Consider the following 24,337-nt stretch of genomic DNA (forward strand, 5'->3'; position numbering starts at 1 on the left):
TCAACGAGCCTGGCGCAAACCTTCCTCCAGGGCATGGGCCGGCAACGGCCGGCCGATCAGGTAGCCCTGCAGCTCGTCGCAACGCTGGGCCACCAGGAAGTCCCGCTGTTCGATGGTTTCCACGCCTTCGGCGACCACCTTCAGGTCGAGGCTGTGGGCCATGGCGATGATCGCCCGGATGATCGCCGCATCCTCGCTGTTCTGGGTCAGGTCGCGGACGAACGACTGGTCGATCTTCAGGTAGTCCAGCGGCAGGCGCTTCAGGTAGCTGAGCGAGGAATAGCCGGTGCCGAAGTCGTCGACCGACAGCTTCACCCCCATCTCGCGCAACTGGCGGAAGGTCGCCAGGACACTGTCGAGGGCGTCCAGCCACTGGCTTTCGGTCAACTCCAGCTCCAGTTGCGCCGCCGGCAGGCCGCTGTCGTCCAGCGCCGAGCGCACTACGTCGAGCAGGTCGCCCTGGCGCAACTGGTGGACCGAGAGGTTCACCGAGACCCGCAGGTTCAGGCCCCGCTGGCTCCACTCGGCGGCCTGCAGGCAGGCCCGGCGCAGGACGAATTCGCCGATCTCGCCGATCAACCCGCACTCCTCGGCGAGGCCGATGAAGGTCGACGGCGGGATCATGCCCTCCTCCGGATGGTGCCAGCGCACCAGCGCCTCGACCGAGTCCGGGCGGCCGCTGGCCAGGCACAGCTTGGGCTGGTAATGCACGTCCAGCTGGCCCTCCTCGACCGCCTTGCGCAACCGGGTTTCCAGGCGCAGGCGTTCGAGGGTGCTGTCCTGCAGGTTGTCGCGGAAGAACTGGAAGGTGTTGCCGCCGAGTTGCTTGGCATGTTGCATCGCCAGGTTCGCCTGGCTCATCAGCACGGAGATTTCCCGCGCCTGCTCGGAAAACAGGCTGATCCCCAGCGAGGCGCCGAGGATCAGCTCGTGGCCGAGCACGCTCACCGGCTGGCGCAACTGGACCAGCAGGCGTTCGGCCAGGCGCGACAGGGCCGCGGCGCCGGTGCCGCCATCGAGGAGGATGGCGAACTCGTCGCCGGCCAGACGCGCCAGGGTGTTGGCTTCCGGCGCGGTGCGCCGCAGGCGCTGGGCCATCTCCCTGAGCAACTGGTCGGCGACCTCGTGGCCGAGGCTGTCGTTGAGCAGCTTGAAGCGGTCCAGGTCGATCAGCAGCAGGGCCAGCCCGCCCTCCTCCTGGCGCGCCCGCTGGGCCGCCTCGTGCAGCCGCTCGCGGAACAACCGGCGGTTGGCCAGGCCGGTCAGTTCGTCGTAGTGCAGCAGGTGACGCAGGCGCTCCTCGACGTCGCGGCGGGCGCTGAGATCGGTGAAGAAACCGACGATGTGGGTCGCCTCGCCATTGCCGTCGCGCAGCAGGTTGAGCTGCAGCCATTGGGGATAGGGATCGCCATTCTTCCGCGTATCCACCAGTTCGCCCTGCCACTGCCCGTGCTGGCGCAGCTCGGCGCGGATCTGCCGGTAGTGGCGCTGGGCCTCGGGGGTATTCACCAGCAGGCTGGCGTTGCGCCCGACCACGTCCTCGCGGCGATAGCCGGTGATGCGACTGAAGGCCTGGTTGACCGCCAGCAGGTTGTAGGCCGGATCGAGGATCACGATGCTCTCGCTGGCCGCCTCGAACACTGTCGCGGCCAGTTGCTGCTGCTCTTCCAGGCGCTTGCGCGCGCTGATGTCGCTGCGCGTGCCGAGCATCCGCGTCACCCGTCCCCGCGGGTCGCGAGCCATGGCCCGGCCACGATCCTCCAGCCAGCGCCAGCCGCCCTCCCGGTCGCGCACGCGGTACTCCACCCGGTACAGCTCGCTGCGCCCCTTGAGATGTTCGGCGAGGGCGCGACGGATACGCGGCAGGTCGCCGGGGTGGATGCTTTCGATCAGCCTGCGATAGTCCTCGGGACCGTCCCCGGCGCTGAAGACCGCCTCGAGATAGGAATGCTGGACCCGGCCGCTCTCCAGGTTCCAGTCCCACAACCCCAGTTCGCTGGCCTCCAGGGCCATGGCCAGGCGCGCCTCGCTCTGGCTGAGCGCCTGGCTGGTCGCGCCAAGCTCCTCGGTGCGCGCCTCCACCCGGCGCTGCAAGGCATCGCGGGCGGCGCGCAGCTCGCGTTCGACCAGGCGTCGCTGGCCGACCTCCTGGGCGAGCTTGCGATTGAGCGCTTCGGCCTCGGCGTTGACGCGCTCCAGGTGCAGGTTCAGCGCCTGGGTCTGGAAGCGTCGCAGCAGCGCGCCCTGCACCAGCCGGTGGATCTGCCCGGCGACCACCAGCAGCGCCACCAGCAGGATCAGGCCGAGCACGCCCCAGCCCTGCAACAGGCTATGCGGCTGCAACAGCAGGAAAACGATGGATGGCAGCAGGCCCGGCAAGGCGAAGGTGAGGAAGGCCGGCAGGCTCACCGCATAGGCGACGCTGGCGGAGAGGATCGCCGCCGCCACCAGGCCGAACACCAGCACCTGCTGGAGGAAGGCATCGGCCGGGACCAGCATGATCACCGCGAACGCCAGGGTCAGGCCCGAGGCGCCGGCGCCGCACAGGAAGGTCCGCCGCCAGTGGCGGCTGGCCTGGCGACGGCTGTCGGCCTGCTGGAAGGCGGCGACCTGCAGCAGGCGCAGGACGGCGAGCAACACCAGCCAGACCAGCCAGCCACCGAGCAGCCAGCTGCTGACCTTGCCCCACACCAGGCAGGCGCTGGTCACGCCGCCGAGCAGCATGAGCAGGGTCGGCGTGCGCGAGCCGAGATAAAGGAGCCGGGTACGCTCGATGGCAATTTCGCGGGCGTAGAGCCGCAGTACATCGGTGCTGCCGCCCGGCAGCGCCAAGGGCTCGACATGGACGGTCATAGGCGCTTGTTCTTGTAGTGGTTTGCCTTGAAGTGGCCGGAGCATAACCGAGCAGGGGCAGGCTGCCCAAGGCCGGGATAGAGCATTTTTCCGCAGCCAGGCCCGACGCTGCGCCGGCCTGCGCCGAATGGCGGCCCGGTTTGCCCGGCTTTTCCCCGCCCCGGTAGAATGCCGCGATGAACGACGACCTCTCCCTCCTGCTGAACTCCCTCAACGACCCGCAGCGCCAGGCCGTGGCCGCGCCGCTGGGCCGCCAACTGGTCCTCGCCGGCGCCGGCTCGGGCAAGACCCGCGTGCTGGTGCACCGGATCGCCTGGCTGATCCAGGTCGAGCACGCCTCGCCCTACAGCATCCTGTCGGTGACCTTCACCAACAAGGCGGCGGCGGAGATGCGCCACCGCATCGAGCAGTTGCTCGGGATCAATCCGGCGGGCATGTGGGTCGGCACCTTCCACGGCCTCGCCCATCGCCTGCTGCGCGCGCACTGGCGCGAGGCCGGGCTGAGCGAGAACTTCCAGATCCTCGACAGCGACGACCAGCAACGCCTGGTCAAGCGGGTGATCCGCGAACTCGGCCTCGACGAGCAGCGCTGGCCGGCGCGCCAGGCCCAGTGGTTCATCAACGGGCAGAAGGACGAGGGCCTGCGGCCGCAACACATCCAGCCCGGCGGCGACCTGTTCCTCGCCACCATGCTGAAGATCTACGAAGCCTACGAGGCGGCCTGCGCCCGCGCCGGGGTGATCGACTTCTCCGAGCTGCTGCTGCGCGCCCTGGACCTCTGGCGCGACCATCCCGGCGTGCTCGAGCACTACCAGCGGCGCTTCCGCCATATCCTGGTGGACGAGTTCCAGGACACCAACGCCGTGCAGTACGCCTGGCTACGGATTCTCGCCAAGGGCGGCGACAGCCTGATGGTGGTCGGCGACGACGACCAGTCGATCTACGGCTGGCGTGGCGCACGGATCGAGAACATCCAGCAGTTCAGCGACGACTTCGCCGACGCCGAGGTGATCCGCCTGGAGCAGAACTACCGTTCCACCGCGTCGATCCTCAAGGCCGCCAACGCCCTGATCGCCAACAACCAGGGACGCCTGGGCAAGGAGTTGTGGACCGACGGCGAGGACGGCGAGTCGCTGAGCCTGTACGCCGCGTTCAACGAGCACGACGAGGCGCGCTACGTGGTCGAATCGATCGAGAGCGCGCTCAAGGGCGGCCTGGCGCGCAGCGAGATCGCCATCCTCTACCGCTCCAACGCCCAGTCGCGGGTGCTGGAGGAAGCCCTGCTGCGGGAGAAGATTCCCTACCGCATCTACGGCGGCCAGCGCTTCTTCGAGCGTGCCGAGATCAAGAACGCCATGGCCTACCTGCGCCTGCTCGACGGCCGCGGCAACGACGCGGCGCTGGAACGGGTGGTCAACGTGCCGGCACGCGGCATCGGCGAGAAGACCGTGGAGAGCATCCGCGAATTCGCCCGCGGCAACGATGTGTCGATGTGGGAGGCGATCCGCCTGATGATCGCCAACAAGGTCCTGCCCGGCCGCGCCGCCAGCGCCCTGACCGGCTTCGTCGAGCTGATCGAGAATCTTTCGGCGAAGGTCATGGACATGCCGCTGCACCTGATGACCCAGACGGTGATCGAGCAGTCCGGACTGATCAGCTACCACAAGGAAGAAAAAGGCGAGAAAGGCCAGGCCCGGGTGGAGAACCTCGAGGAACTGGTCAGCGCCGCCCGCGCCTTCGAGAACAGCGAGGAAGAGGAAGACCTCACCCCGCTGCAGGCCTTCCTCAGCCACGCCTCCCTGGAGGCCGGGGAAACCCAGGCCGACGCCCACGAGGACAGTGTCCAGCTGATAACCCTGCACAGCGCCAAGGGCCTGGAGTTCCCGCTGGTGTTCCTGGTCGGCATGGAGGAAGGGCTGTTCCCGCACAAGATGAGCCTGGAGGAATCCGGCCGCCTGGAAGAGGAACGCCGCCTGGCCTACGTCGGCGTCACCCGCGCCATGCAGCGACTGGTCCTGACCTACGCGGAGACCCGCCGGCTCTACGGTAGCGAGACCTACAACAAGGTTTCGCGCTTCATCCGCGAGATCCCGCCGGCGCTGATCCAGGAAGTGCGCCTGTCCAATACCGTCAGCCGCCCCTACGGCGGCACCTCGCGCAGTGCCGGCGGCAACCTCTTCAGCGGCGCCGGGGTGCCGGAGACGCCCTTCTCCCTCGGCCAGCGGGTGCGCCACGCGCTGTTCGGCGAAGGGACTATCCTCAACTTCGAAGGCGCCGGCGCCCAGGCCCGGGTGCAGGTGAATTTCGAGAGCGAAGGCAGCAAGTGGCTGATGCTCGGCTACGCCAAGCTGGAAGCCCTGTAGCGGCGCAGCCCGTGGAGAAGGCCCGGAGGAGGACGACATGCTGGCATCCTGGGCCTTCTGGGCACTGCTTTCGGCGCTGTTCGCCGCGCTGACCGCGATCTTCGCCAAGATCGGCCTCGACCGGGTCGATTCGGACTTCGCCACCTTCATCCGCACCCTGGTGATCCTCGTCACCCTCGGCGGCATCCTCGCGGTCCTGGGCAAGTTCCAAGCCCCGGGCAGCATCCCGCCGCGCAGCTGGCTGTTCCTGGTGCTCTCCGGGCTGGCCACCGGTGCCTCCTGGATCTGCTATTTCCGCGCCCTCAAGCTCGGCCCGGCGTCGCTGGTGGCGCCGCTGGACAAGTTCAGCGTGGTGCTGGTGGCACTGCTCGGCGTGGCCTTCCTCGGCGAACGCCTGGACCTGCGCCAATGGCTCGGCGTAGCCCTGGTGACAGCGGGCGTGGTGGTCCTGGCAATCCGCCCATAAGCCCGCTGAATGGCGCTTCGACCTTGGTATAAAGGCGAAAAATCGCGGAAACCCTAGACTGGCGGCCTCTAATAATTCGTCGTCTGAGGTTCGTTCCATGTACCGTGATCGCGTGCGCCTGCCCTCCCTGCTCGACAAGGTGATGAGTGCGGCCGAAGCCGCCGACCTGATCCAGGACGGCATGACCGTCGGCATGAGCGGTTTCACCCGCGCCGGCGAGGCCAAGGCCGTACCCCAGGCGCTGGCCATGCGCGCCAAGGAACGTCCGCTGCGTATCAGCCTGATGACCGGCGCCAGCCTCGGCAACGACCTCGACAAGCAGCTCACCGAGGCCGGCGTGCTCGCCCGGCGCATGCCGTTCCAGGTCGACAGCACCCTGCGCAAGGCGATCAACGCCGGCGAAGTGATGTTCATCGACCAGCACCTCTCGGAAACCGTCGAGCAGTTGCGCAACCACCAACTGAAGCTGCCGGACATCGCCGTCATCGAAGCCGCCGCGATCACCGAGCAGGGCCACATCGTGCCGACCACCTCGGTGGGCAACTCGGCGAGCTTCGCGATCTTCGCCAAGCAGGTCATCGTCGAGATCAACCTGGCCCACAGCACCAACCTGGAAGGCCTGCACGACATCTATATCCCGACCTACCGGCCGACCCGCACGCCGATCCCGCTGACCCGCGTCGACGACCGCATCGGCAGCACGGCGATCCCGATCCCGCCGGAGAAGATCGTCGCCATCGTCATCAACGACCAGCCGGACTCGCCATCCACCGTGCTGCCGCCGGACGGCGAGACCCAGGCCATCGCCAACCACCTGATCGATTTCTTCAAGCGCGAGGTCGACGCCGGGCGCATGAGCAACAGCCTCGGCCCGCTGCAGGCCGGTATCGGCAGCATCGCCAACGCGGTGATGTGCGGCCTGATCGAGTCGCCGTTCGAGAACCTGACCATGTACTCCGAAGTGCTGCAGGACTCGACCTTCGACCTGATCGACGCCGGCAAGCTGCGCTTCGCCTCGGGCAGCTCGATCACCCTGTCGCCGCGGCGCAACGCCGACGTGTTCGGTAACCTGGAGCGCTACAAGGACAAGCTGGTGCTGCGCCCGCAGGAAATCTCCAACCACCCCGAGGTGGTCCGTCGCCTGGGCATCATCGGCATCAATACGGCGCTGGAGTTCGACATCTACGGCAACGTCAACTCGACCCACGTCGGCGGCACCAAGATGATGAACGGCATCGGCGGCTCCGGCGACTTCGCCCGCAACGCGCACCTGGCGATCTTCGTCACCAAGTCGATCGCCAAGGGCGGCAACATTTCCAGCGTGGTGCCGATGGTCAGCCACGTCGACCACACCGAGCACGACGTCGACATCCTCGTCACCGAGCAGGGCCTCGCCGACCTGCGCGGCCTGGCGCCTCGCGAACGGGCCCGGGTGATCATCGAGAACTGTGTCCACCCGTCCTACCAGGCACCGCTGCTGGACTACTTCGAGGCGGCTTGCGCGAAAGGCGGCCACACGCCGCATCTGTTGCGCGAGGCGCTGGCCTGGCACCTGAACCTGGAAGAACGCGGACACATGCTGGCCGGCTGAGGCTGAACCGTTTCATCCGCAACTATTTCCAGCGCCCGGACGATTAATTCTTCCGGGCGTCTGGACAGGGCAGAAAAAACCACGTAAAAACATATTTCGGCGGCCTTTTCTCTTGCTGCCATCGCAACACGCCGACCCGGCCCTTCCGCTTTTCCTGCTGTAACACTTCGTTGTTTCTTTCGGTAACGCACCATGACGGTGCAGAGCAGTACAGTTACGCACCGAAACAACCCATACAGTTCGGAAACACACCCCGGTGATCCAACGCAATTCTCCGCAACTGTTCCTATTCTTGTTGACCTGTTAGTCAGATCATATTGCTCAGTTAATCACTAGCAACCTGACTACCCACCACAAGTGGGAAGGATCGACACATCATGGAACGTACCCTCGGTTCCAACACTTTCGACATCGCTCGCTCCAACCGCCGCAGCAGCAGCCTGCTGGGCACCATGAAACTGTGGCAGCGCCGCATCCAGAGCCGTCGCCAGCTGGCCCGCCTGGACTCCCGCCTGCTCGCCGACGCCGGCATCAGCGAAGCCCAGCGCTACGCCGAGCTGAACAAGCCGTTCTGGCGCTAAGCGATACTGTAACGCCCCGGTTCGGCCCAGCCTGAACTGTACCGTAGGCCGCTCCTTACCGAGCGGCCTTCACGTATCTGGAAGAAGCCTTTTCCTCCAGCAGTTCACGGTACAGCTCGCTCCAGCGACGCCCCATCTCTTCGGCGGTGAACAGTTGCCGATAGCGGGCCTCCGCGTTCCTGCCCATTTCCTCCGCCTGCTGCGGATGCTCCCAGAGCCAGCGCATCGCTTGGCGAAACGCGGCCGGCTGGCTGGGCGGCACGACCAGGCCGGTCTCGCCATGGATATTGATGTAGCTGGTGCCGGTGCCGATCTCGCTGGAGATCATCGGCTTGCCGTACATCGCGCCCTCCAGCAGGGAGATACCGAACGCCTCGGAACGCAAGTGTGACGGAAAGACCATGGCGTAGCTGAGTTGCAGCAGGGCGACCTTGTCCTCGTCGTCCACCCGCCCGAGGAAGTGCACGTTGCGCAACCCCAGCGCCGCGGCCTGGGCATACAGCTCGGCCTGCAACGGCCCGGCACCGACGATCACCACCGGGTAATCGGTGCCCTGCAACGCATCCAGCAGGATATGCAGGCCCTTGTAGTAGCGCATCACCCCGACGAACAGGAAGAACCGCGGCCCGAGTTTCTCTCGCCAGTGCTCCAGACGCTGTGCCGCAGGCTTCGGGTAGCAGGCCTTGTCCAGGCCGTAGGTGATCACCCGGGTCTTTTCCCGGTACTGGCGGAGCACGTCGCTGGTGCTGAAGTAGTTGGGCGACGCCACCGCGATCCGATCGACGCTATGAAGGAAGCGCCCCATCAGCGGCCGGTACAGTTTCAACAGGACGCGCTGGCGGATGATGTCCGAATGGTAGGTGACCACGCTCGGCTTGTTCATACCGGTGAGGAAATGCACCAGGTCCATGAACGGCCAGGGGAAGTGGTAGTTGACCACGTCCGCCTCCGCCGCCAACTCGCGGAACTGCTTGAACACGCTCAGGGAAAACCCGGTGGAAGCGAGCTGCAGGTCGAGCCTGGCGCGATGCACCACATGTCCGCCGAAGGGCACGACAGGCGGATGCGGGTCGCTGCTCAGGGTCAGGACGTGGTTGTCGATCCCCCACGACCCGCTGCTCTCGCAAAGCTGGAAGATCACCTGTTCGATCCCGCCTACCGTTTCGCTCAGGTAGGTCTTGTAGAAGTGCAGTACCCGCATTCAGCCCTCCACGGCACGACGATAGGCTGCAGCGGTGAGATTCGCGCAACGCTTCCAGGAAAACTGCTCCGCCCGTCGCAGGCCGGCTTCCCGGCAGCACTCCCAGTAGACGGTATCCTCGGTCATGCGGACCAGCATGTCAGATAGCCCATTGGCATCATCCGGGTCAATATAGCTGCCCGCCTCGCCGGCCACCTCCGGCATTGCGGAGAGTCGCGTGAGCAATACCGGCGTGCCGCTGGCCATGGCTTCCAGCACAGGCAGGCCGAAGCCTTCGTAGATCGAGGGGAAGACCAGCGCCCGAGCGCCCGACATCAACTCGGCGACCCGCTCGTCCGGCAGGTAGCCGAGCAGCCGCACCGTTCCCGAAGCCAGCGCCTGGCGCAGTTCGTCGTCGAGCGAGCGACTTTCCCATCCCGGCATGCCGACGATCATCAGCGGAAAACGCTGGCGGACCGCCGCCGGCAGTTGCCCATGGGCGCGCAGGGCCAGCGACAGGTTCTTGCGCGGTTCGAGGGTTCCTACGCAGAGGAAATACCCGCGCGGCACCAGGCCATGCGCGCGCAAGGGCTCGCGCAGGGACTCCCGGTCCCGCGGACGGAACCGCGCGGCATGGCCGAGGGGCGCCACCACGAAGCGCTCGCGCGGCAGGCCGAAATACGCCTGCGCCTCGTCGGCGATCGCCTGCGAGTCGGTCAGGATCAACCGCGCCTTTTCCATCCCGCGCGCCAGCCGGCGTTCTATTTCGCGCAAGCGGGCGGCGGGTTGCGTCGCCGGATAATGCAGGTGGGTCAGGTCGTGCAGGGTCATCAGCATCGGCCCGTCGAAGTCCAGCGGCCAGAGACTGGGCTCATGGTAGAGATCGACCGGCAGCCGACCGCTATCGAAACGCCGCTGCTCCAGCCAGCGTCGTGCCCGGTAGGCTCCGGGCAGGTTGCGCAGCCAGGGCGACAGACGCGAATAGCCGGGCAGCGCCGCCGCCGGCAGGTCGCCGCTCCAGCCCCAGCCATGGAACAGGGAAAACTCTAAGTCCGCGTGCGCCTGCAACGCACCCAGCAACTCGACCAGGTAATGTCCGATGCCGGTCCGCGGCGCCTGGAGAATCCGCGCGTTAACCGCAATCCGCATGTACTGCCTCGCCATGCGCCGGGGCCTTGCCGAGGGCGAGCAGGATCCGCGCGATCAGTTGCCGACTCGCCTCGTGCCAGCCGATCCAGCGCCATTCGCCGACCGGTCGCTCGGCCGGGAACTCGCCCGTGGCTTCGAAGCGGGTGACCAGGTTCGCCAGGGTCTGCGGATCGGCGAGGTCGAAGTAGGCCATGAATTCGCCGCCGATCTCGCGGAACACCGGGATGTCGCTGCCCATCGCCGGCAGGCCGCGCTGCATGGCCTCCACCAGCGGCAGGCCGAAACCTTCCACATAGGACGGGAAGACCAGCGATGCGGCATGGGAGTATGCGTACTCCAGGCTCTTGTCGGAGAGGTCGTTGAACATGAACAGGCGCTTGTTCAGCTCCGGATGCTGCCGCACCCGTTCCACCAGCGCCTCGCACTTCCAGCCGATGCGTCCGGCGATGCACAACCGCGCCTGCGAACCCTGGGCCCAGGCACGCTCGAAGGCATCCAGCAGGTAACCGTGGTTCTTCCGCGGCTCGATGGTGCTGACCATCAGGAATACCGGCGCCTTGGCCTTGAACATGCGCAGCAGATCGGGCTCGACGGAGGCGCCGTCCTCCACCAGGTCCAGCTCCGAACCCAGGTGGAAATAATCGAACCAGCGTTGCGCGACCTTCTCCGGGCCGATGCGCCGCAGCATCTCCGCGCGCACTTCGTCGCGGATGGTCTCGGAAATCGCGACGTAGCCGTCGGCGGTGGCCGCGATCCAGTCGAACCAGTGGTTGAACACCTTGACCAGTCCGGCATCGCAGAATTGCGGATGGGTCAGGGGAATCAGGTCGTAGATCACCGAGACGATGCCCACGCCCTCGCTCTTGAGGCGTTCCGCCAGCGGGAAGAAATCGGCGTGCCAGGAGGAGTCCAGCAAGACCAGTTGGTCGCCGGCCCGATGTTCGAGCGGGGTCGCGCGCACGGGTGCAGGCTGCTGCTTGCCGAGGATGCGGTCGAGCAGGCGCAGCGGAATGCTGAGGAAGGCGAAGGCGAACAGGCGGCAGGCTACATAGAGAAGGCGCCGGGCCCACGGCGAGGAACGGAACGGGCGGCGCTTTTCCAGGGTGCGCTGGCCCAGCCAGAAGTAGTTGGCGGCTCGCTCCACCAGGATGCGCAGGCGTACCAGCGGCGAATGCGGCCGCGGGTCCAGCGGCGCCAGGCTGTGGACCTGATACAGGGTGCCGTCGAGCATTGCCACCGGGATGCACTCCACCGTCTCGTCGGCTTCCGGCAACTCGCGGATGACGTTGCGCACCACCCGCTGAATACCGGAATTGACCTTGGGATGCTCGAACACATAGGTGCATTCGACCAACAGACGCGTCATGGAGTGCTCTCCGCGGAAGTGGGGTCCAGAGCCGCCTCGCCGGAGCGGCTGATATGGGTTTCGGCGCCCAGCCAGGAGCAACCGACGAAGTCTTCCTGGCGGTTGTTGATGACATGGAAGACCAGGCCGTAGTCGCGCCATTCGAAGTTGCGGTCCAGGTGCGAGTCCAGCCGCGACAGGCTCAGCGCCACCGAGTAGTGCCCCTTGCCCAGGCGCATGTCGAAGGCGAAGCGGTAGGTGATGCGCTCGCCGGCCTTCAGGTCGGTGAGCGCCTTGTCCAGGCGGTGGGTATTGATCCCGTACATCGGCTGGCCGAGGCGGTCCTTGATCATGAAGCCGAGGATCAGCCGCTCGATGTCCTGGCGAACCTCGACCTCGACTTCCAGCGTCACCGCCTGGCCTACCTCGACCACCTCCAGCGCGCGCTGCCGCTGGTCGACCATCCGTACGTCGAGGATCGCTGCCTCGCCGGTGCCGGAAATCGTCCGCACCTGGCCGTCGGCGAGCATTTCCTGGCGCACGGTCTGCCCCTCGCGCTCGGCGAGCAGGGCGTTGTAGTAGTCCATCACTTCTTCCGGCCGCCCGCGCATGGCCATCCGTCCCTGCTCCAGGAGGATCGCGGAGTCGCAGATGGACTGGATCGCCGAGCGGTCGTGGGAAACGATCAGCAGGGTGGTGCCGGCCTTGCGGAAACTGCGGATGCGCTCGAAGCTCTTGTGCTGGAAATAGGCATCGCCGACCGACAGGGCCTCGTCGACGATCAGGATGTCCGGCCGCCGGGCAGTCGCCACGCTGAACGCCAGGCGCATCTGCATGCCGCTGGAGTAGGTGCGCACCGGTTGCTCGATGGCCTCGCCGATTTCGGCGAAGGCCTCGATATCCGGCATCAGCGCCTGGATTTCCTCGACCTGCATGCCCAGCAGTTGCCCGGCCATGAAGACGTTCTGCCGGCCGGTGAAGTCCGGGTGGAAGCCCATGCCCAGCTCGAGCAGCGCGGCGACCCGGCCGGCCACGCGGATCTCGCCGCAGGTCGGCTGGGTGGTGCCGGCGATCATCTTCAGCAGGGTGCTCTTGCCGGCGCCGTTGACCCCGACGATGCCGACCGCTTCGCCCGGCTCGATGGTGAACTCGACCTCGCGCAGGATCCAGTGCAGGTGGTGGCGCGAAGGGCTGAAAGGCACCAGCCATTCGAACAACCGGCTCCAGCGATTGGGATACTGCTTGTAGGCCTTGCCGAGGCCGGATACGCGTATCTGTCCCATCAGAGTTCATCCACCATTTCGCCGACCCGCTGGCGGAACAGACGCAGGCCGAGCGCGCACAGCAGCAGCGCCAGCAGGGTGATCGGCAGCAATGAAGGCCAGTCCGGCCATTGCCCGTGGAGGAACAGCTGCTGGTAGCTGCGCATCAGCGCGGTCATCGGATTGAGTTCGATCAGCGAGCGGATACCCTCGGGCAGGATGCCGATCGGATAGACGATCGGCGTCAGCCAGAACCAGAACTGCAGGCAGATGCCGAACAGCTGGCCGACGTCGCGGAAGAACACGTTGAGCACCCCTAGGATCATCCCCAGTCCCGCCGCGAACAGCACCTGGATCGCCAGCAGCGGCACCAGCGCGAGCAATGCCGCGCCCGGCAGGCGCCCGCTGAGGGCGAGAAAGCCGAGGAACAAGGCGAGGATGATGGCGAAATTGACCCCGGCGTTGAGCAGTACGATGACCGGCAGGCAGATGCGCGGGAAGCTGATCTTCTTCAGCAGGTTGGCGTTCTCGATGAACATGCTCTGGCTGCGCGAGGTGATTTCCGCGAACAGGCCCCAGGTCAGCAGGCCGGCGCAGAGATAGACGCTGTAGGCCAGGCCGTCGTCGACCCCCGGCAGGCGCGCGCGCATCACCTGGGAGAAGATCACCGTGTAGACGACGATCATCGACAGCGGATTGAGCACCGTCCACAACGCGCCGAACAGCGACCCGCGGTAGCGCGACTGGAACTCGCGCTTGACGCTGCCGAGAACGAAGCCACGATAGCCCCACAAGGAACGAGACAAGCCAAGAAGCATCAGACCACCCTGCCGTACTGGTCCTCGAAGCGGACGATGTCGTCCTCTCCCAGGTATTCGCCGCTCTGCACCTCGATCATCACCAGGTCGATGACCCCCGGGTTTTCCAGGCGATGCCGGTGGCCCGCGGGAATGTAGGTCGACTCGTTGCTGTTGACCAGCCGCGCGCCATCGCCATTGGTGACCCTGGCCATGCCTTGCACCACGATCCAGTGCTCGCTGCGGTGATGGTGCATCTGCAGCGACAAGCGCTCTCCCGGCCTGACCACGATTCGCTTGATCTTGAAGCGCGGCCCCTCCTCGAGGACGGTATAGCTGCCCCAGGGACGGTTGACGGTCCGATGCAGCCGATAGGCCTCGTGCCGCTCGTCCTTCAGCCGCTGCACCACCCTGCGCACCTCCTGGACCCGGTCGGCGCGGGCGATCAGCAGCGCATCGGAAGTATCCACCACGACCAGGTCGTCGACCCCGACCGTGGCGACCAGGCGCCCGTCGCTCTGCACGAAGGTGTTACGGGTGTCGACGAACAGGGTGTCGCCGCTGCCGCGATTGCCCTCTGCGTCCGCGTCGAGCAGCGCGCTCATCGCGCCCCAGGAACCGATATCGCTCCAGTCGAAGGCCGCCGGCACCACGGCGACCCGCGCGGAGCGCTCCATCAGCGCATAGTCGATGGAAATGTCCGGCAGCGCGGCGAAGGCTTCGCCCGCCAGCTCATGCTGGATGCCATCGGCCATCTTCACCGCCGCACTGGCGGCCAGGCAGGCCCTGGCCTGCTCCAGCAGGGCCGGGGCATGCCGCGCCAGCTCGTCGACCAGGGTCGAGGCCGTGAAACAGAACATCCCGGAGTTCCACAGGAAACCGCCACTTTCCACGTAGCGACGGGCGGTTTCCTCATCGGGTTTCTCGACGAAGCGGCGCACCTTGGCCGCCCCCTGCTCGTCCAGCCGGTCGCCCAGCTCGATATAGCCGAAACCGGTTTCCGCTGCATCCGGCACCACGCCGAAGGTAACCAGGTGCCCGGCGACGGCGAGACGCGCGGCATGCCCCACCGCCTCGCGGAAGGCCTCCTCGTTGCGGATCAGGTGATCCGCCGGCATCACCACCAGTACCGCCGCGTCGCCATGTTCGGCTTGCAGCGCCAGGGCGGCGACGGCAATCGCCGGAGCGGTGTTGCGTCCGGTCGGTTCGAGGATGAAATGTCCCCGATGCCGCCCCAGGCGGGCCGCCTGGAACTGGTCCTTGCTCTGGAAGTAATGCTCGCGGTTGGTCACCGTGACGATTTCGCCATGCCCGGCCAGGAGCCCGGCGGCACGTCGGTAGGTCTTGCCCAGCAGGGTCTGGCCATCGGGCAGGCGCATGAACGGCTTCGGCTGTCCTTCACGCGACACCGGCCAAAGGCGGGTACCGGCGCCGCCGGAAAGCACCACGGGAATCAGCATGGCTTACTCCCGGGAAACGCGTCGCAGGTCCGCCTCGACCATCATCCGGATCAGCTCGTCCAGGCTGGTCCTGGGCTTCCAGCCGAGCACACGCTGGGCCTTGGCCGGATTACCCAGCAGCACGTCGACCTCGGCGGGCCGGAAGAACGCCGGGTCGATCTTGAGGAAGTCGCGGTAGTCCAGGCCCACATGCTCGAAAGCGATCTGGCACATGTCGCGCACGGTGGTAGTGACACCGGTGGCCACCACGTAGTCGTCGGCCTTGTCCTGCTGCAACATCAGCCACATGGCTTCGACGTAGTCCCCGGCAAAGCCCCAGTCGCGCTTGGCGTCGACGTTGCCCAGGCGCAATTCCTGCTGCTTGCCGAGCTTGATGCGGGCCACCGCGTCGGTAACCTTGCGCGTGACGAACTCGATGCCGCGCAGCGGCGATTCGTGGTTGAACAGGATGCCGCTGGAGGCGTGCAGGCCGAAGCTCTCGCGATAGTTGACGGTGATCCAGTGGCCATAGAGCTTGGCCACGCCGTAGGGGCTGCGCGGGTAGAACGGCGTGTTCTCGTCCTGGCGCTCGGCCTGGATCAGGCCGAACATCTCGCTGGTGGAAGCCTGGTAGAAGCGCGTTTCCGGGCTGAACTGGCGGATCGCCTCGAGCAGGTGGGTCACGCCCAGGCCGTCGACGACGCCGGTGGTCACCGGCTGGTTCCAGGAAGCCCCGACGAAGCTCTGTGCCGCCAGGTTGTAGACCTCCTGCGGCTGCGCCTTGATCACCGCGCGCTGCACCGAACAGGCATCGGCCATGTCGCCGTCCTCGTACTGGATATCGCCTTCGATCCCCAGTTCGCGCAGGCGCCAGCGCGTGTCGCTGCTGCGCCGCGCCACCAGGCCGTGGACCCGGTAGCCCTTCTCCAGCAGCAGCTTGGCCAGGTACGCTCCGTCCTGACCGGTGATCCCAGTTACCAGTGCACTTCTTGTCATTCTTCTCGTACCCGTGACTCCCAGTCGGACAGGATCGCCCGCAGGGACTGTTTTATGGTTATTTCAGGCTTCCAGCCCGTGGTGTCGTGCAGTCGCGCATGGCTGCCGCGAACCCGCCGCTGTTCCGCCCGGCGCATCCTGGCAGGGTCCTGAACGATTTCCAGCTCGACCTGGGCGATGTCCGCCAGCAGTTCGATCAGCTCGCGAATCTTCTGCTCCTGCCCGGAACAGACGTTATAGACGGCGCCCGCCTCGCCGTGGGAGAGCAGGCGCAGATAGGCTGACAGCACGTCCTGGACATCGAGGAAATCACGGCTGACGTCGATGTCCCCCACTTCCAGCCGATTGGCCTGCAAGCCCTGCTTCATCCGGGCGATCTGCCGCGCGGCGCTGGCAATCACGAAGCTGTCCTTCTGCCCCGGCCCGATATGGTTGAACGGTCGCGCCACCAGCACCCGCCAGCCTTCGGTGATACCCCACTGCAGGCACAGCGACTCGGCCGCCAGCTTGCTGACCGCATAGGGATTGCGCGGGTGGGGGATCAGTTCCTCGTGGATCGGCAACGCCGCCTCGCCCACCTGGCCGTAGACGTCGCCGGAGCTGATGTACAGGAAGGTACCGGAGAAGCCCCGCGCCTTAAGCGCCTGGAGCAGGTTCAGGGTGCCAAGGAGGTTGATCTGCAGGGTCCGCGCAGGATCGCGGAAGGCCTCCGGCACGTAGGTTTGCCCGGCCAGGTGGATGACCGCATCCGGCAGCTCCGGCCAGAGGTCGCCCAGCGAATCCGGCTCCAGCAGGTCGTAACGATGCGGTACGGGAAGGAGCGCCCACGGCGTGTGGGCCGCTGCCAGATAAGCTTGAAGATGCTTGCCTACGAAACCGGAGAGCCCGGTGACGAACAGACGCTGAGTCAAGGAAGCGGGCCTTTTATCTGATGCTACGCTCGGCGACGCTCTTCCTAGGAATACGACGTTCCAGAGGTCATGCCGGATAGCGTGTTGTTCTGATTATCGCGCTCCAATCTGTGCCAAGAATGCGCCGATTTCAACCGCTTATTCGTGACCGGTAGGTTCTCATTCGAACGGCATGACGTTTTCTCCGTCAGCCTTCACGTTTTTGCGAAAGGTATGTTTAGAATGCCTCTCGATTTCGTGCTTGACTGCCTCCTGTTCTGTTGATCGAACAGGTCGCGGTCGCGATAACAGAACAAGAACACGATGGGTCGACCAGTCCGCCGGGAAGGCTTCCGGACAACGAAGCAGCGCCTGGCCTCGCTCATCACCACCAAGCTGTCGAACGGGCAGTTTCATCACGAGATGCCATGAATTTCATCCTTTACTCGGATATCAACGAGCGCTCGATCGGCCACAACCTCGGTCGCCCCGAATACAGCTACTACTTCGTCCTCAAGGCCTACCGGCCAATCCTCGAATCGCTGGGACAGGTCCACCTGGTACAGAGCACGGACGAAGTCGACCCGCTCTACCGGCAACTGCATGAACAGGGCGAAGACTGCCTGTTCCTCTCCTTCACCCCGCCGCACAAGGCGGCGCGGGGCCTGCAATGCCCGATGCTGTGCGTGGTCGCCTGGGAGTTCGAGTCGATTCCCGACGTGGCGTGGGACGGCGATCCGGCGCAGGACTGGAGCCAGGTCCTGGCCGGCCATGGCGCAGCCATCACCCTCTCCGAGCAGACTGCCCGCGCGGTTCGCCGGGTGCTGGGCGAAGATTTTCCGGTACTGGCGCTGCCGACGCCGATCTGGGAGGACTTCGCCGCGATCCGCCAGCAAGGCGAACGGAATCCGGTCAAGTCCGGCGAGACCCTGCAACTCAAGGGCTGCGTCATCGACAGCCGCCTGCTGGGCCTTTCCGCCGACGGCCTCATCGCACCGATCAGGGAAGAGACCGAGGACGAGATCCTCGAGGTCCTCCCCGAGACGCCCGCCGAGCCCGAGCCCGAACCGGTCCCTGAGCCAGAACCAGAGCCAGAGCCGGTTCCTCTCGACTGGAGGCGCCGACTGGTCATCAGCAAGCACTACCTGCTGCTGTGGTACCGGGAAGCCGTCAGCGACCTGGTACCCATACCGGTACGCCGCTGGCTGTTCCGTCACCTGCGCCGGCCGCTGCCGCCCCCGCCAACGGCGCTGGAAACGCTGCCGGAGCCATTGCCCCAGGCCATCGAGCCGATGCCGCCCGCCGAGCCCGAGCATCCGCCGGCGCTGTTGCCGGCCGTCGACCAGCACCAGCAGGTCGTCGTGGACGGGGTGGTCTACGTCTCGGTGTTCAATCCGCTGGACGGGCGCAAGAACTGGCATCAGCTGATCACCGCCTTCTGCTGGGCATTCCGCGACACCAGCGATGCCACGCTGGTGCTGAAGATGACCCAGAGCGACCTGACGACCTACCACGTCGAACTGCTCACCCTGCTTTCCCAACTGTCGCCATTCGCCTGCCGGGTCATCGCCCTGCACGGCTATCTCGATGCCGCGGAGTACGCCCGCCTGTACGGAGCCGCCAGCTACTACGTGAACGCCTCGCGCTGCGAGGGCCTGTGCCTGCCGCTGATGGAATTCATGTCCTGCGGCACCCCGGCGATCGCTCCGGACCATTCGGCGATGGCCGACTACATGGACGCCCAGGTGGGCTTCGTGGTCCGCTCCAGCCAGGAGCCCGCGGCCTGGCCGCAGGATTCGCGCCGGTTGTACAGCACCCGGCGCTACCGGCCGAGCTGGGAGTCCCTGAAGGAGGCCTACCTGGAGAGCTACCGGGTAGCCCGGGAACAGCCGGAGCGCTATCGGCAACTGTCCGCCGCGGCCAACCAACGCATGCGCGGCTACTGCGCCGGCGACGTGGTCCGCCAGCGCCTGGAACCCTTCCTTTCCGCCCGCAAGGCAACCCCTGCGCCCGGCGTCGAACTGGCGGCCACCGCCACAGGCAACGTTCCATGCTGATCATCATCCACTCCGAGACCAACAAGACCACCATCCGGCAGAACCTCGGGCGCCCGGAGTACAGCTATTACTTCGTCCTCAAGGAATTCCGTCCGCTGCTGGAAGAGATCGGCCAGGTGGTCGAAGTCAGCGATCCCGACGAACTGGTGGACCGCCTCTACCACGACTGCCGCAAGCGCGGCGAACCCTGCGTCTTCCTCTCCTTCTCGCCGCCCCATCGCACGCCGATCCACCATGCCTGCCCGACCATCCCGGTGTTCGCCTGGGAGTTCAGCACCCTCCCCAGCGAAACCTGGCACGGCGAACCGCGCCACGACTGGCGACATGTGCTGCGCCACAGCGGACGGGCCATCACCCACTCCAGCTTCACGGTCGACGTGGTGCGCGCCGCCATGGGTCGCGACTACCCGGTACTGAGCGTGCCGGCGCCGGTCTGGGATCGCTTCGCCAACCGCGCCTCGCAGCAGGCGGGCCGTCCCGAAGCCCGGGATGTGCGCCTGCACCTGGACGGCCTGCTGGTGGACAGCCGCCAGCTGGACCTGGCCGACCATGCCGACCCCGAGCCGTCGGCGGAGGTCCTGGCCCTGCCGGACCGCGCGGCGAAACAGGTCGAGCTGAGCCTCGACGGGGTCATCTACACCTCGGTGTTCAACCCCTACGACGGGCGCAAGAACTGGCAGGACATGATCAGCGCGTTCTGCGCCACCTTCCGCGACGAGCCCGACGCCACCCTGGTGCTGAAACTGACCCACCACAACGTCGGCGAAGCGCTGGCCGACATGCTTCACCACCTGTACAAGAACCAGTCCTACCGCTGCCGCATCGTGCTGATCCACGGCTACCTCGCCGACCCGGACTACGAGCGGCTGGTCGAGGCCACCAGCTACGTGGTGAACACCTCCTACGGCGAAGGCCAATGCCTGCCGCTGATGGAATTCATGTCCAGCGGCAAGCCGGCCGTGGCTCCGCGCAATACCGCGATGATCGACTACATCGACGCCGACAACGCCTTCATCGTCGACTCCTCGGAAGAAGCCACCGCCTGGCCCCACGACCCGCGCGCGGCCTACCGCACGCTGCGCTACATCACCGACTGGGAGTCGCTGTGCCGGGCCTACCGGGCCAGTTTCGAGGTCGCTCGCCAGGAGCCGGAGCGCTACGCACGCATGTCCGCGCATGCCAGCGCCAGCCTCGAACGCTTCTGCAGCCGCAAGCTGGCCGTGGAGCGCCTGCGTCGCTTCCTCGACGAAGCGGCACGAGGCGACCCCTCCGCCTTGCAAAGCATCCCGGCATGATCCGCGCCCTGCTCCAACGCTGGCGTTCCCGTCCCGCTGCGGCGAGCGAACCGGTGTCGCCACGCATGTGCGGTCTGCGCGATGCGGTGCTGGATGGCTGGTTCCGCAGCGAAACCGGCGAACTGCTCGCCGGCTTCGCCATCGGCGCCCAGGACACCCTGCTCGATCTCGGCTGCGGCGAAGGCGTCGCCACCCTCTTCGCCGCCCGCCAGGGCGCTTCGGTGATCTTCACCGACAGCGAGGAGGACAAGGTGCGGAGCCTGGCGCAGCAGGTCGAGGCGGTGGCCCGGCGGCCCTTCACCGGCCTGGTCAGCGACAGCGACCCGCTGCCGCTGCGCGACGCCTGCGCCGACAAGCTGGTGTGCATGGAAGTGCTCGAACACGTGGCCAACCCAGCGCGGGTGATGGCCGAACTCGTGCGTCTCGGACGCCCTGGCGCGCAGTACCTGCTGAGCGTGCCGGACCCGGTCGGCGAACACCTGCAGCAGGGCATCGCCCCGGCCGACTACTTCCGGGCGCCCAACCACATCCACATCTTTTCCCGTGACGACTTCGCGCGCCTGGTGCAGGACGCCGGGCTGGTCATCGAGCACCGCCAGGCCAGCGGCTTCTTCTGGGTGATGGGCATGATCTTCTTCTGGGCCAGCGAACGGGCCGCCGGCCGTGAGCTCGGCGGCGCCGTCCGCGACCGTATCCAGCCGCCCTACCCGGCGCTGATGGAAGACTGGGCACGGCTCTGGGAAAACCTCCTGGCCCGTCCCGACGGTCTGGAGATCAAGCACCTGCTCGACCATTTCATGCCCAAGAGCCAGGTGATCATCGCGCGCAAGCCGCTCGACCCCGGATCGTCGCGGACATGAGCGGCAAACGCATCCTCGACATCGAACTGTTGCGCGGGCTGGCCGTGCTCGGCGTGGTATTCCACCATCTGCACGGCAACCTGTTCAGCGGCTCCCCGACACTGCTGGACGGCATCAACCAGCGCGTCCAGTTCTGGTGGGGCGTGGACCTGTTCTTCGCCATCTCCGGCTTCGTCATCGCCCGCACCCTCATCCCGCAACTGCGCGAGGCGCCCACACGCCAGGCATTCTGGGAACAGGCGCGGTACTTCTGGATCCGCCGCGCCTTCCGCCTGCTGCCCTCGGCCTGGCTGTGGCTGGCGCTGATCCTGGCCTGTTGCCTGCTGCTGAACCGCTCCGGAGCCTTCGGCAGCCTGTCGGCCAACCTCGCGGCGAGCCTCGCCGGTTTCCTCCAGGTCGCCAACTTCCGCTTCGCCGACAGTTTCTACCGCTACGAATACGGTGCCAGCTTCGTCTACTGGAGCCTTTCCCTGGAGGAACAGTTCTACCTCCTGCTGCCGCTGCTGATCCTCTGCCTGCGTCGCTACCTGGGCTGGGCCCTCCTGGCGCTGGTGCTGGTCCAGTTCTTCAGCCTGCGCACGCCGCTGCTGATGGTATTGCGCACCGACGCCCTGGCCATCGGCGTACTACTCGCCCTCGCCTCCCTGCAGCCTGGCTATGCCCGCTGGAACCCCACCCTGCTGGGCCGCGCCTGGAGCGGGCCGTTGCTGCTGGCCGCCGTGGCCGCGGCCCTGGGCGTGCTGGCCAGCGAAGCGTACAGCCTGGTCACCGTGCGGATCGGCGCCATCGCGCTATTGTGCGGACTGCTGGTGTGGATAGCCTCCTACGACCGCGACTACCTGCTCTCCAACGGGCCGCTGAAGCGCTTGCTGGTCTGGGTCGGCGCGCGCTCCTATGCGATCTACCTGATCCACATCCCGGCGTTCTATCTCAGCCGCGAACTCTGCTTCCGCCTGGGCTGGGACGCCGGCGAGCGGCCCCTGTCGCTGCTCGGCACCAGCCTGGTCCTGATCGTCGTACTCAGCGAGCTCAACTACCGCTTCGTCGAGAGCCCCTGCCGCGACCTGGGCTCCCGCCTGGTCAAGCGCCTGAGCGCCGCCCGCCGCGTCGCCACCACTTCCGGAGCCACCTCATGCTGAACTTCCTCAAGAAGATCGTCTCGCCGCCCAGCCCCGTCGCCGAGCCCATCGCCGCGCCACCCGCCCCTGCGCCGGTCGACCCGTACATGCTCGGGTTGCGCGACGCGGTGCTCAGCGGCTGGTTCAACCAGGAGACCGACGAGCTGTTCAGCGGCTTTCCGATTTCCGCCGAGGACACCGTGCTCGACGTGGGGTGCGGCGACGGCGGCAACGTTCATTTCTGCGCCATGCGCGGCGCTCGCATCATCATCGCCGACATCGACGCGGAAAAGATCGCCAGGACCCGCGAGCGCCTGGCCGATACCCCGGCCCGCGAACTGGAATGCCTGGTCAGCGACTGCGACCCGTTGCCCCTGGCTGACGCCACGGCCACCCGGGTGGTCTCCACCGAGGTCATCGAGCACGTCGACGATCCGCGGCAGTTCCTCGCCGAGCTGGTACGGGTCGGCCAGCCCGGCGCACTCTATCTGCTCAGCGTGCCGCATCCCACGTCGGAAGACCTGCAGAAGGACTTCGCCGCCGACGAATACTTCCGCAAGCCCAACCACATCCGCGTGCTCGGCGAGGAGCAGTTCGCCGCACTGGTGCGCGAAGCCGGCCTGGAAATCCTCAGCCACAGCCGCTACGGCTTCTACTGGTCGCTGTGGATGCTGCTGTTCTGGGAGGCCAAGGTCGATTTCGGCAATCCCGACCATCCCCTCCTCGAACACTGGGCCAGGACCTGGCAGGCGCTGCTCGACTCGCCGCGCGGCCCGGCCATCAAGCAGGCCCTGGACGCCGTGGTCGCCAAGAGCCAGGTGATCATCGCGCGCAAGCCCGCCCAGGCGTAGAACCACCGGAACAGTTCCGCTACAGCCGGGCGGAACAGTTGCCGGGGCCACCGAACTGTTCCGTCCAACTCCCGCGTGGTTGCCCCTGAGCAAGCCAGCGGTCCCGGCGCATCATGAGGTTCCACACCCCGCCCCCATCCCCGGGATGGGAAGGAACGCACGATGAGGACATCCCCGCACCCGCACGCCGGGAGTTCCAGCGGTCTCCCGGCCGCCCATCCACATCTCGCCGCCCTGCTGGAAAAATTGAATTCCTGGCGACAAAATGCTCGATCGCGCAAGCATCTTGCGCAAATGTCCGAACACGACCTCGCCGACCTGGCGATCAGCCCGAGCGAACGCTACGTAGAGATTTCGAAACCTTTCTGGCGCTGAGCCGCTGGTGACGTGGCGCACAGTTGGTTAGTCTCAGCGTTGACACGGCCGCGCGGATGCGGCCGTCTACGCTGACTTCGTTCGGAGCAACTCACATGAAACGTCTGCGCCTGATCGGTGCCGCTGCCCTGCTCGCCTGCGCCTCCAGCGCGTTCGCCAGCAGCTTCGTGGTCACCACGGATACCCTGGTCCGCGCTACCGGCATGACCTCCAATGCCACTTCGGACATCACCAATTCCTTCCGCGACGACAAGATCGTCCTCGAAGCGCGCGACGACGCCGCCAGCTTCGTCGCCAGCCAGGGCGACATCCGCGGCTCGCACCTGGAAGCCGCACTGCGCCACATCCGTGGCAAGCTGCCGAGCCTGGCCGCCAACGACATGCAACTGGCCCAGGCGATCCTGACCATCTGAGTCGCCCGCCCCGCCGCCGCAGCCGCCCGGCTGCGGCGATGACCCGGCCGACCGGCCACACTGGCTCCGCGCCGCACATTCCGTTAGCCTTGGCGGCTGTTCCAGTCCTATTCCGCTCAACCCCATGCGTTACCGGTTCTCGTTGTTCTTCTGTTGCCTGCTGGCGCCCGCTGCGCACGCCTTCGATACCACGACGGCGTTCACCGCGAAGTCTCTTTACGTCACCAGCAAGCTGACCAGCACGCCGTTCGAGAACAAATTGTTACGCGATGCCCGGGGCGATGCGGCCAGTTTCGTCGCCAGCGATGGCAGCATCCGCGGTGCGCGCCTGGAAGCGGCATTGCGCTGGCTGCGTGTCGCGCACCCCGAGCTGGCGGCCAGCGATCAGGAACTGGCCGAAGCAATTCTTGCCCAATAGGCGATCACCACCGTTCCGGAGAACCTCCATGCGCCGTA

At 66.4% G+C, this 24,337-nt stretch carries 21 protein-coding genes; 12 read left to right on the plus strand and 9 right to left on the minus strand.

Annotated features, from left to right (window positions below):
- Positions 1-2,853 carry a putative bifunctional diguanylate cyclase/phosphodiesterase gene (locus HMPREF2716_RS11065; RefSeq protein WP_023132391.1) on the minus strand — a complete coding sequence of 951 codons (2,853 nt, stop codon included), beginning with the start codon at positions 2,851-2,853 and terminating at the stop codon, positions 1-3.
- 176 nt (positions 2,854-3,029) lie between these two features.
- On the opposite strand from HMPREF2716_RS11065, the gene uvrD reads away from it, so the two are divergent.
- From uvrD to HMPREF2716_RS11085, 4 genes are all read left to right on the plus strand, one after another.
- The gene (uvrD, locus tag HMPREF2716_RS11070; RefSeq protein ID WP_070621892.1) at positions 3,030-5,216 is read left to right on the plus strand and encodes a DNA helicase II; all 2,187 of its coding nucleotides are present in this window, start codon (positions 3,030-3,032) and stop codon (positions 5,214-5,216) included.
- Between the two features lie 37 nt (positions 5,217-5,253).
- Positions 5,254-5,682: an EamA family transporter gene (locus HMPREF2716_RS11075; protein WP_003096873.1), complete on the plus strand. Its 429-nt coding sequence runs from the start codon at positions 5,254-5,256 to the stop codon at positions 5,680-5,682.
- A gap of 97 nt (positions 5,683-5,779) precedes the next feature.
- Complete coding sequence (locus HMPREF2716_RS11080) at positions 5,780-7,273, plus strand: acetyl-CoA hydrolase/transferase family protein (protein ID WP_003096875.1); 1,494 nt, start codon at positions 5,780-5,782, stop codon at positions 7,271-7,273.
- 377 nt (positions 7,274-7,650) lie between these two features.
- Positions 7,651-7,854 carry a DUF1127 domain-containing protein gene (locus tag HMPREF2716_RS11085; protein ID WP_003096877.1) on the plus strand — a complete coding sequence of 68 codons (204 nt, stop codon included), beginning with the start codon at positions 7,651-7,653 and terminating at the stop codon, positions 7,852-7,854.
- Positions 7,855-7,909: 55 nt separating this feature from the next.
- On the opposite strand, the gene wbpZ is transcribed toward HMPREF2716_RS11085, so the two are convergent.
- From wbpZ to rmd, 8 genes are read right to left on the minus strand one after another with little or no spacing between them, the layout of a single operon-like run.
- Positions 7,910-9,055 (minus strand): D-rhamnosyltransferase WbpZ, encoded by a 1,146-nt coding sequence (wbpZ, locus tag HMPREF2716_RS11090; RefSeq protein WP_010792440.1) that lies wholly within the window; start codon positions 9,053-9,055, stop codon positions 7,910-7,912.
- The gene (locus HMPREF2716_RS11095; protein ID WP_023518217.1) at positions 9,056-10,183 is read right to left on the minus strand and encodes a glycosyltransferase family 4 protein; all 1,128 of its coding nucleotides are present in this window, start codon (positions 10,181-10,183) and stop codon (positions 9,056-9,058) included.
- Positions 10,167-11,549, minus strand: coding sequence for a glycosyltransferase family 4 protein (locus HMPREF2716_RS11100; protein ID WP_003096882.1), 1,383 nt, complete (start codon positions 11,547-11,549; stop codon positions 10,167-10,169). Before HMPREF2716_RS11100 ends, HMPREF2716_RS11095 begins: the two co-directional genes overlap by 17 nt.
- Positions 11,546-12,811 carry an ABC transporter ATP-binding protein gene (locus HMPREF2716_RS11105; protein WP_003102571.1) on the minus strand — a complete coding sequence of 422 codons (1,266 nt, stop codon included), beginning with the start codon at positions 12,809-12,811 and terminating at the stop codon, positions 11,546-11,548. The genes HMPREF2716_RS11100 and HMPREF2716_RS11105 overlap by 4 nt, the downstream gene beginning before the upstream one ends.
- Positions 12,811-13,608, minus strand: coding sequence for an ABC transporter permease (locus HMPREF2716_RS11110; protein WP_003096887.1), 798 nt, complete (start codon positions 13,606-13,608; stop codon positions 12,811-12,813). Before HMPREF2716_RS11110 ends, HMPREF2716_RS11105 begins: the two co-directional genes overlap by 1 nt.
- A complete protein-coding gene (locus tag HMPREF2716_RS11115) occupies positions 13,608-15,047 on the minus strand; it encodes a mannose-1-phosphate guanylyltransferase/mannose-6-phosphate isomerase (RefSeq protein ID WP_003162699.1) in 1,440 nt (479 codons plus the stop codon). Before HMPREF2716_RS11115 ends, HMPREF2716_RS11110 begins: the two co-directional genes overlap by 1 nt.
- A 3-nt stretch (positions 15,048-15,050) precedes the next feature.
- Complete coding sequence (gene gmd, locus HMPREF2716_RS11120; protein WP_003096890.1) at positions 15,051-16,022, minus strand: GDP-mannose 4,6-dehydratase; 972 nt, start codon at positions 16,020-16,022, stop codon at positions 15,051-15,053.
- On the minus strand, positions 16,019-16,933 hold the full coding sequence (gene rmd / locus HMPREF2716_RS11125; protein WP_009877287.1) for a GDP-6-deoxy-D-mannose reductase: 915 nt from the start codon (positions 16,931-16,933) through the stop codon (positions 16,019-16,021). Before rmd ends, gmd begins: the two co-directional genes overlap by 4 nt.
- A 407-nt stretch (positions 16,934-17,340) precedes the next feature.
- On the opposite strand from rmd, the gene HMPREF2716_RS11130 reads away from it, so the two are divergent.
- The 8 genes from HMPREF2716_RS11130 (at position 17,341) to HMPREF2716_RS11165 (ending at position 24,299) form a co-directional block, all read left to right on the plus strand.
- Positions 17,341-18,969 (plus strand): glycosyltransferase, encoded by a 1,629-nt coding sequence (locus HMPREF2716_RS11130; protein ID WP_003121361.1) that lies wholly within the window; start codon positions 17,341-17,343, stop codon positions 18,967-18,969.
- Positions 18,963-20,264: a glycosyltransferase gene (locus tag HMPREF2716_RS11135; protein WP_034022427.1), complete on the plus strand. Its 1,302-nt coding sequence runs from the start codon at positions 18,963-18,965 to the stop codon at positions 20,262-20,264. The genes HMPREF2716_RS11130 and HMPREF2716_RS11135 overlap by 7 nt, the downstream gene beginning before the upstream one ends.
- A complete protein-coding gene (locus HMPREF2716_RS11140; RefSeq protein ID WP_003114110.1) occupies positions 20,261-21,124 on the plus strand; it encodes a class I SAM-dependent methyltransferase in 864 nt (287 codons plus the stop codon). The genes HMPREF2716_RS11135 and HMPREF2716_RS11140 overlap by 4 nt, the downstream gene beginning before the upstream one ends.
- Positions 21,121-22,263 carry an acyltransferase family protein gene (locus HMPREF2716_RS11145; protein WP_003122340.1) on the plus strand — a complete coding sequence of 381 codons (1,143 nt, stop codon included), beginning with the start codon at positions 21,121-21,123 and terminating at the stop codon, positions 22,261-22,263. The genes HMPREF2716_RS11140 and HMPREF2716_RS11145 overlap by 4 nt, the downstream gene beginning before the upstream one ends.
- Positions 22,257-23,093 (plus strand): class I SAM-dependent methyltransferase, encoded by an 837-nt coding sequence (locus HMPREF2716_RS11150; protein WP_003118464.1) that lies wholly within the window; start codon positions 22,257-22,259, stop codon positions 23,091-23,093. The genes HMPREF2716_RS11145 and HMPREF2716_RS11150 overlap by 7 nt, the downstream gene beginning before the upstream one ends.
- A gap of 162 nt (positions 23,094-23,255) precedes the next feature.
- Positions 23,256-23,468, plus strand: a complete 213-nt coding sequence (locus HMPREF2716_RS11155) for a DUF1127 domain-containing protein (RefSeq protein ID WP_003096905.1) — start codon at positions 23,256-23,258, stop codon at positions 23,466-23,468.
- Between the two features lie 95 nt (positions 23,469-23,563).
- The gene (locus HMPREF2716_RS11160) at positions 23,564-23,881 is read left to right on the plus strand and encodes a DUF2388 domain-containing protein (protein ID WP_003096907.1); all 318 of its coding nucleotides are present in this window, start codon (positions 23,564-23,566) and stop codon (positions 23,879-23,881) included.
- Positions 23,882-24,005: 124 nt separating this feature from the next.
- On the plus strand, positions 24,006-24,299 hold the full coding sequence (locus HMPREF2716_RS11165) for a DUF2388 domain-containing protein (RefSeq protein WP_003110362.1): 294 nt from the start codon (positions 24,006-24,008) through the stop codon (positions 24,297-24,299).
- Positions 24,300-24,337: the final 38 nt, after the last annotated feature.

It is taken from the genome of Pseudomonas sp. HMSC076A11, assembly GCF_001810205.1.
GTDB classification, from domain to species: Bacteria; Pseudomonadota; Gammaproteobacteria; order Pseudomonadales; family Pseudomonadaceae; genus Pseudomonas; species Pseudomonas aeruginosa.

Excerpts from the sequence above, each read along its gene's own strand:
- HMPREF2716_RS11140 (WP_003114110.1), top strand. The coding sequence starts at position 20,261 with ATGATCCGCGCCCTGCTCCAACGCTGGCGTTCCCGTCCCGCTGCGGCG.
- uvrD (WP_070621892.1), top strand. The coding sequence starts at position 3,030 with ATGAACGACGACCTCTCCCTCCTGCTGAACTCCCTCAACGACCCGCAG.
- gmd (WP_003096890.1), bottom strand. The coding sequence starts at position 16,022 with ATGACAAGAAGTGCACTGGTAACTGGGATCACCGGTCAGGACGGAGCG.
- HMPREF2716_RS11095 (WP_023518217.1), bottom strand. The coding sequence starts at position 10,183 with ATGCGGATTGCGGTTAACGCGCGGATTCTCCAGGCGCCGCGGACCGGC.
- wbpZ (WP_010792440.1), bottom strand. The coding sequence starts at position 9,055 with ATGCGGGTACTGCACTTCTACAAGACCTACCTGAGCGAAACGGTAGGC.
- HMPREF2716_RS11165 (WP_003110362.1), top strand. The coding sequence starts at position 24,006 with ATGCGTTACCGGTTCTCGTTGTTCTTCTGTTGCCTGCTGGCGCCCGCT.
- HMPREF2716_RS11085 (WP_003096877.1), top strand. The coding sequence starts at position 7,651 with ATGGAACGTACCCTCGGTTCCAACACTTTCGACATCGCTCGCTCCAAC.
- HMPREF2716_RS11110 (WP_003096887.1), bottom strand. The coding sequence starts at position 13,608 with ATGCTTCTTGGCTTGTCTCGTTCCTTGTGGGGCTATCGTGGCTTCGTT.
- HMPREF2716_RS11155 (WP_003096905.1), top strand. The coding sequence starts at position 23,256 with ATGAGGACATCCCCGCACCCGCACGCCGGGAGTTCCAGCGGTCTCCCG.
- HMPREF2716_RS11145 (WP_003122340.1), top strand. The coding sequence starts at position 21,121 with ATGAGCGGCAAACGCATCCTCGACATCGAACTGTTGCGCGGGCTGGCC.
- HMPREF2716_RS11115 (WP_003162699.1), bottom strand. The coding sequence starts at position 15,047 with ATGCTGATTCCCGTGGTGCTTTCCGGCGGCGCCGGTACCCGCCTTTGG.
- HMPREF2716_RS11065 (WP_023132391.1), bottom strand. The coding sequence starts at position 2,853 with ATGACCGTCCATGTCGAGCCCTTGGCGCTGCCGGGCGGCAGCACCGAT.
- HMPREF2716_RS11160 (WP_003096907.1), top strand. The coding sequence starts at position 23,564 with ATGAAACGTCTGCGCCTGATCGGTGCCGCTGCCCTGCTCGCCTGCGCC.
- HMPREF2716_RS11075 (WP_003096873.1), top strand. The coding sequence starts at position 5,254 with ATGCTGGCATCCTGGGCCTTCTGGGCACTGCTTTCGGCGCTGTTCGCC.
- HMPREF2716_RS11135 (WP_034022427.1), top strand. The coding sequence starts at position 18,963 with ATGCTGATCATCATCCACTCCGAGACCAACAAGACCACCATCCGGCAG.
- HMPREF2716_RS11080 (WP_003096875.1), top strand. The coding sequence starts at position 5,780 with ATGTACCGTGATCGCGTGCGCCTGCCCTCCCTGCTCGACAAGGTGATG.
- HMPREF2716_RS11130 (WP_003121361.1), top strand. The coding sequence starts at position 17,341 with ATGAATTTCATCCTTTACTCGGATATCAACGAGCGCTCGATCGGCCAC.
- HMPREF2716_RS11150 (WP_003118464.1), top strand. The coding sequence starts at position 22,257 with ATGCTGAACTTCCTCAAGAAGATCGTCTCGCCGCCCAGCCCCGTCGCC.
- HMPREF2716_RS11105 (WP_003102571.1), bottom strand. The coding sequence starts at position 12,811 with ATGGGACAGATACGCGTATCCGGCCTCGGCAAGGCCTACAAGCAGTAT.
- HMPREF2716_RS11100 (WP_003096882.1), bottom strand. The coding sequence starts at position 11,549 with ATGACGCGTCTGTTGGTCGAATGCACCTATGTGTTCGAGCATCCCAAG.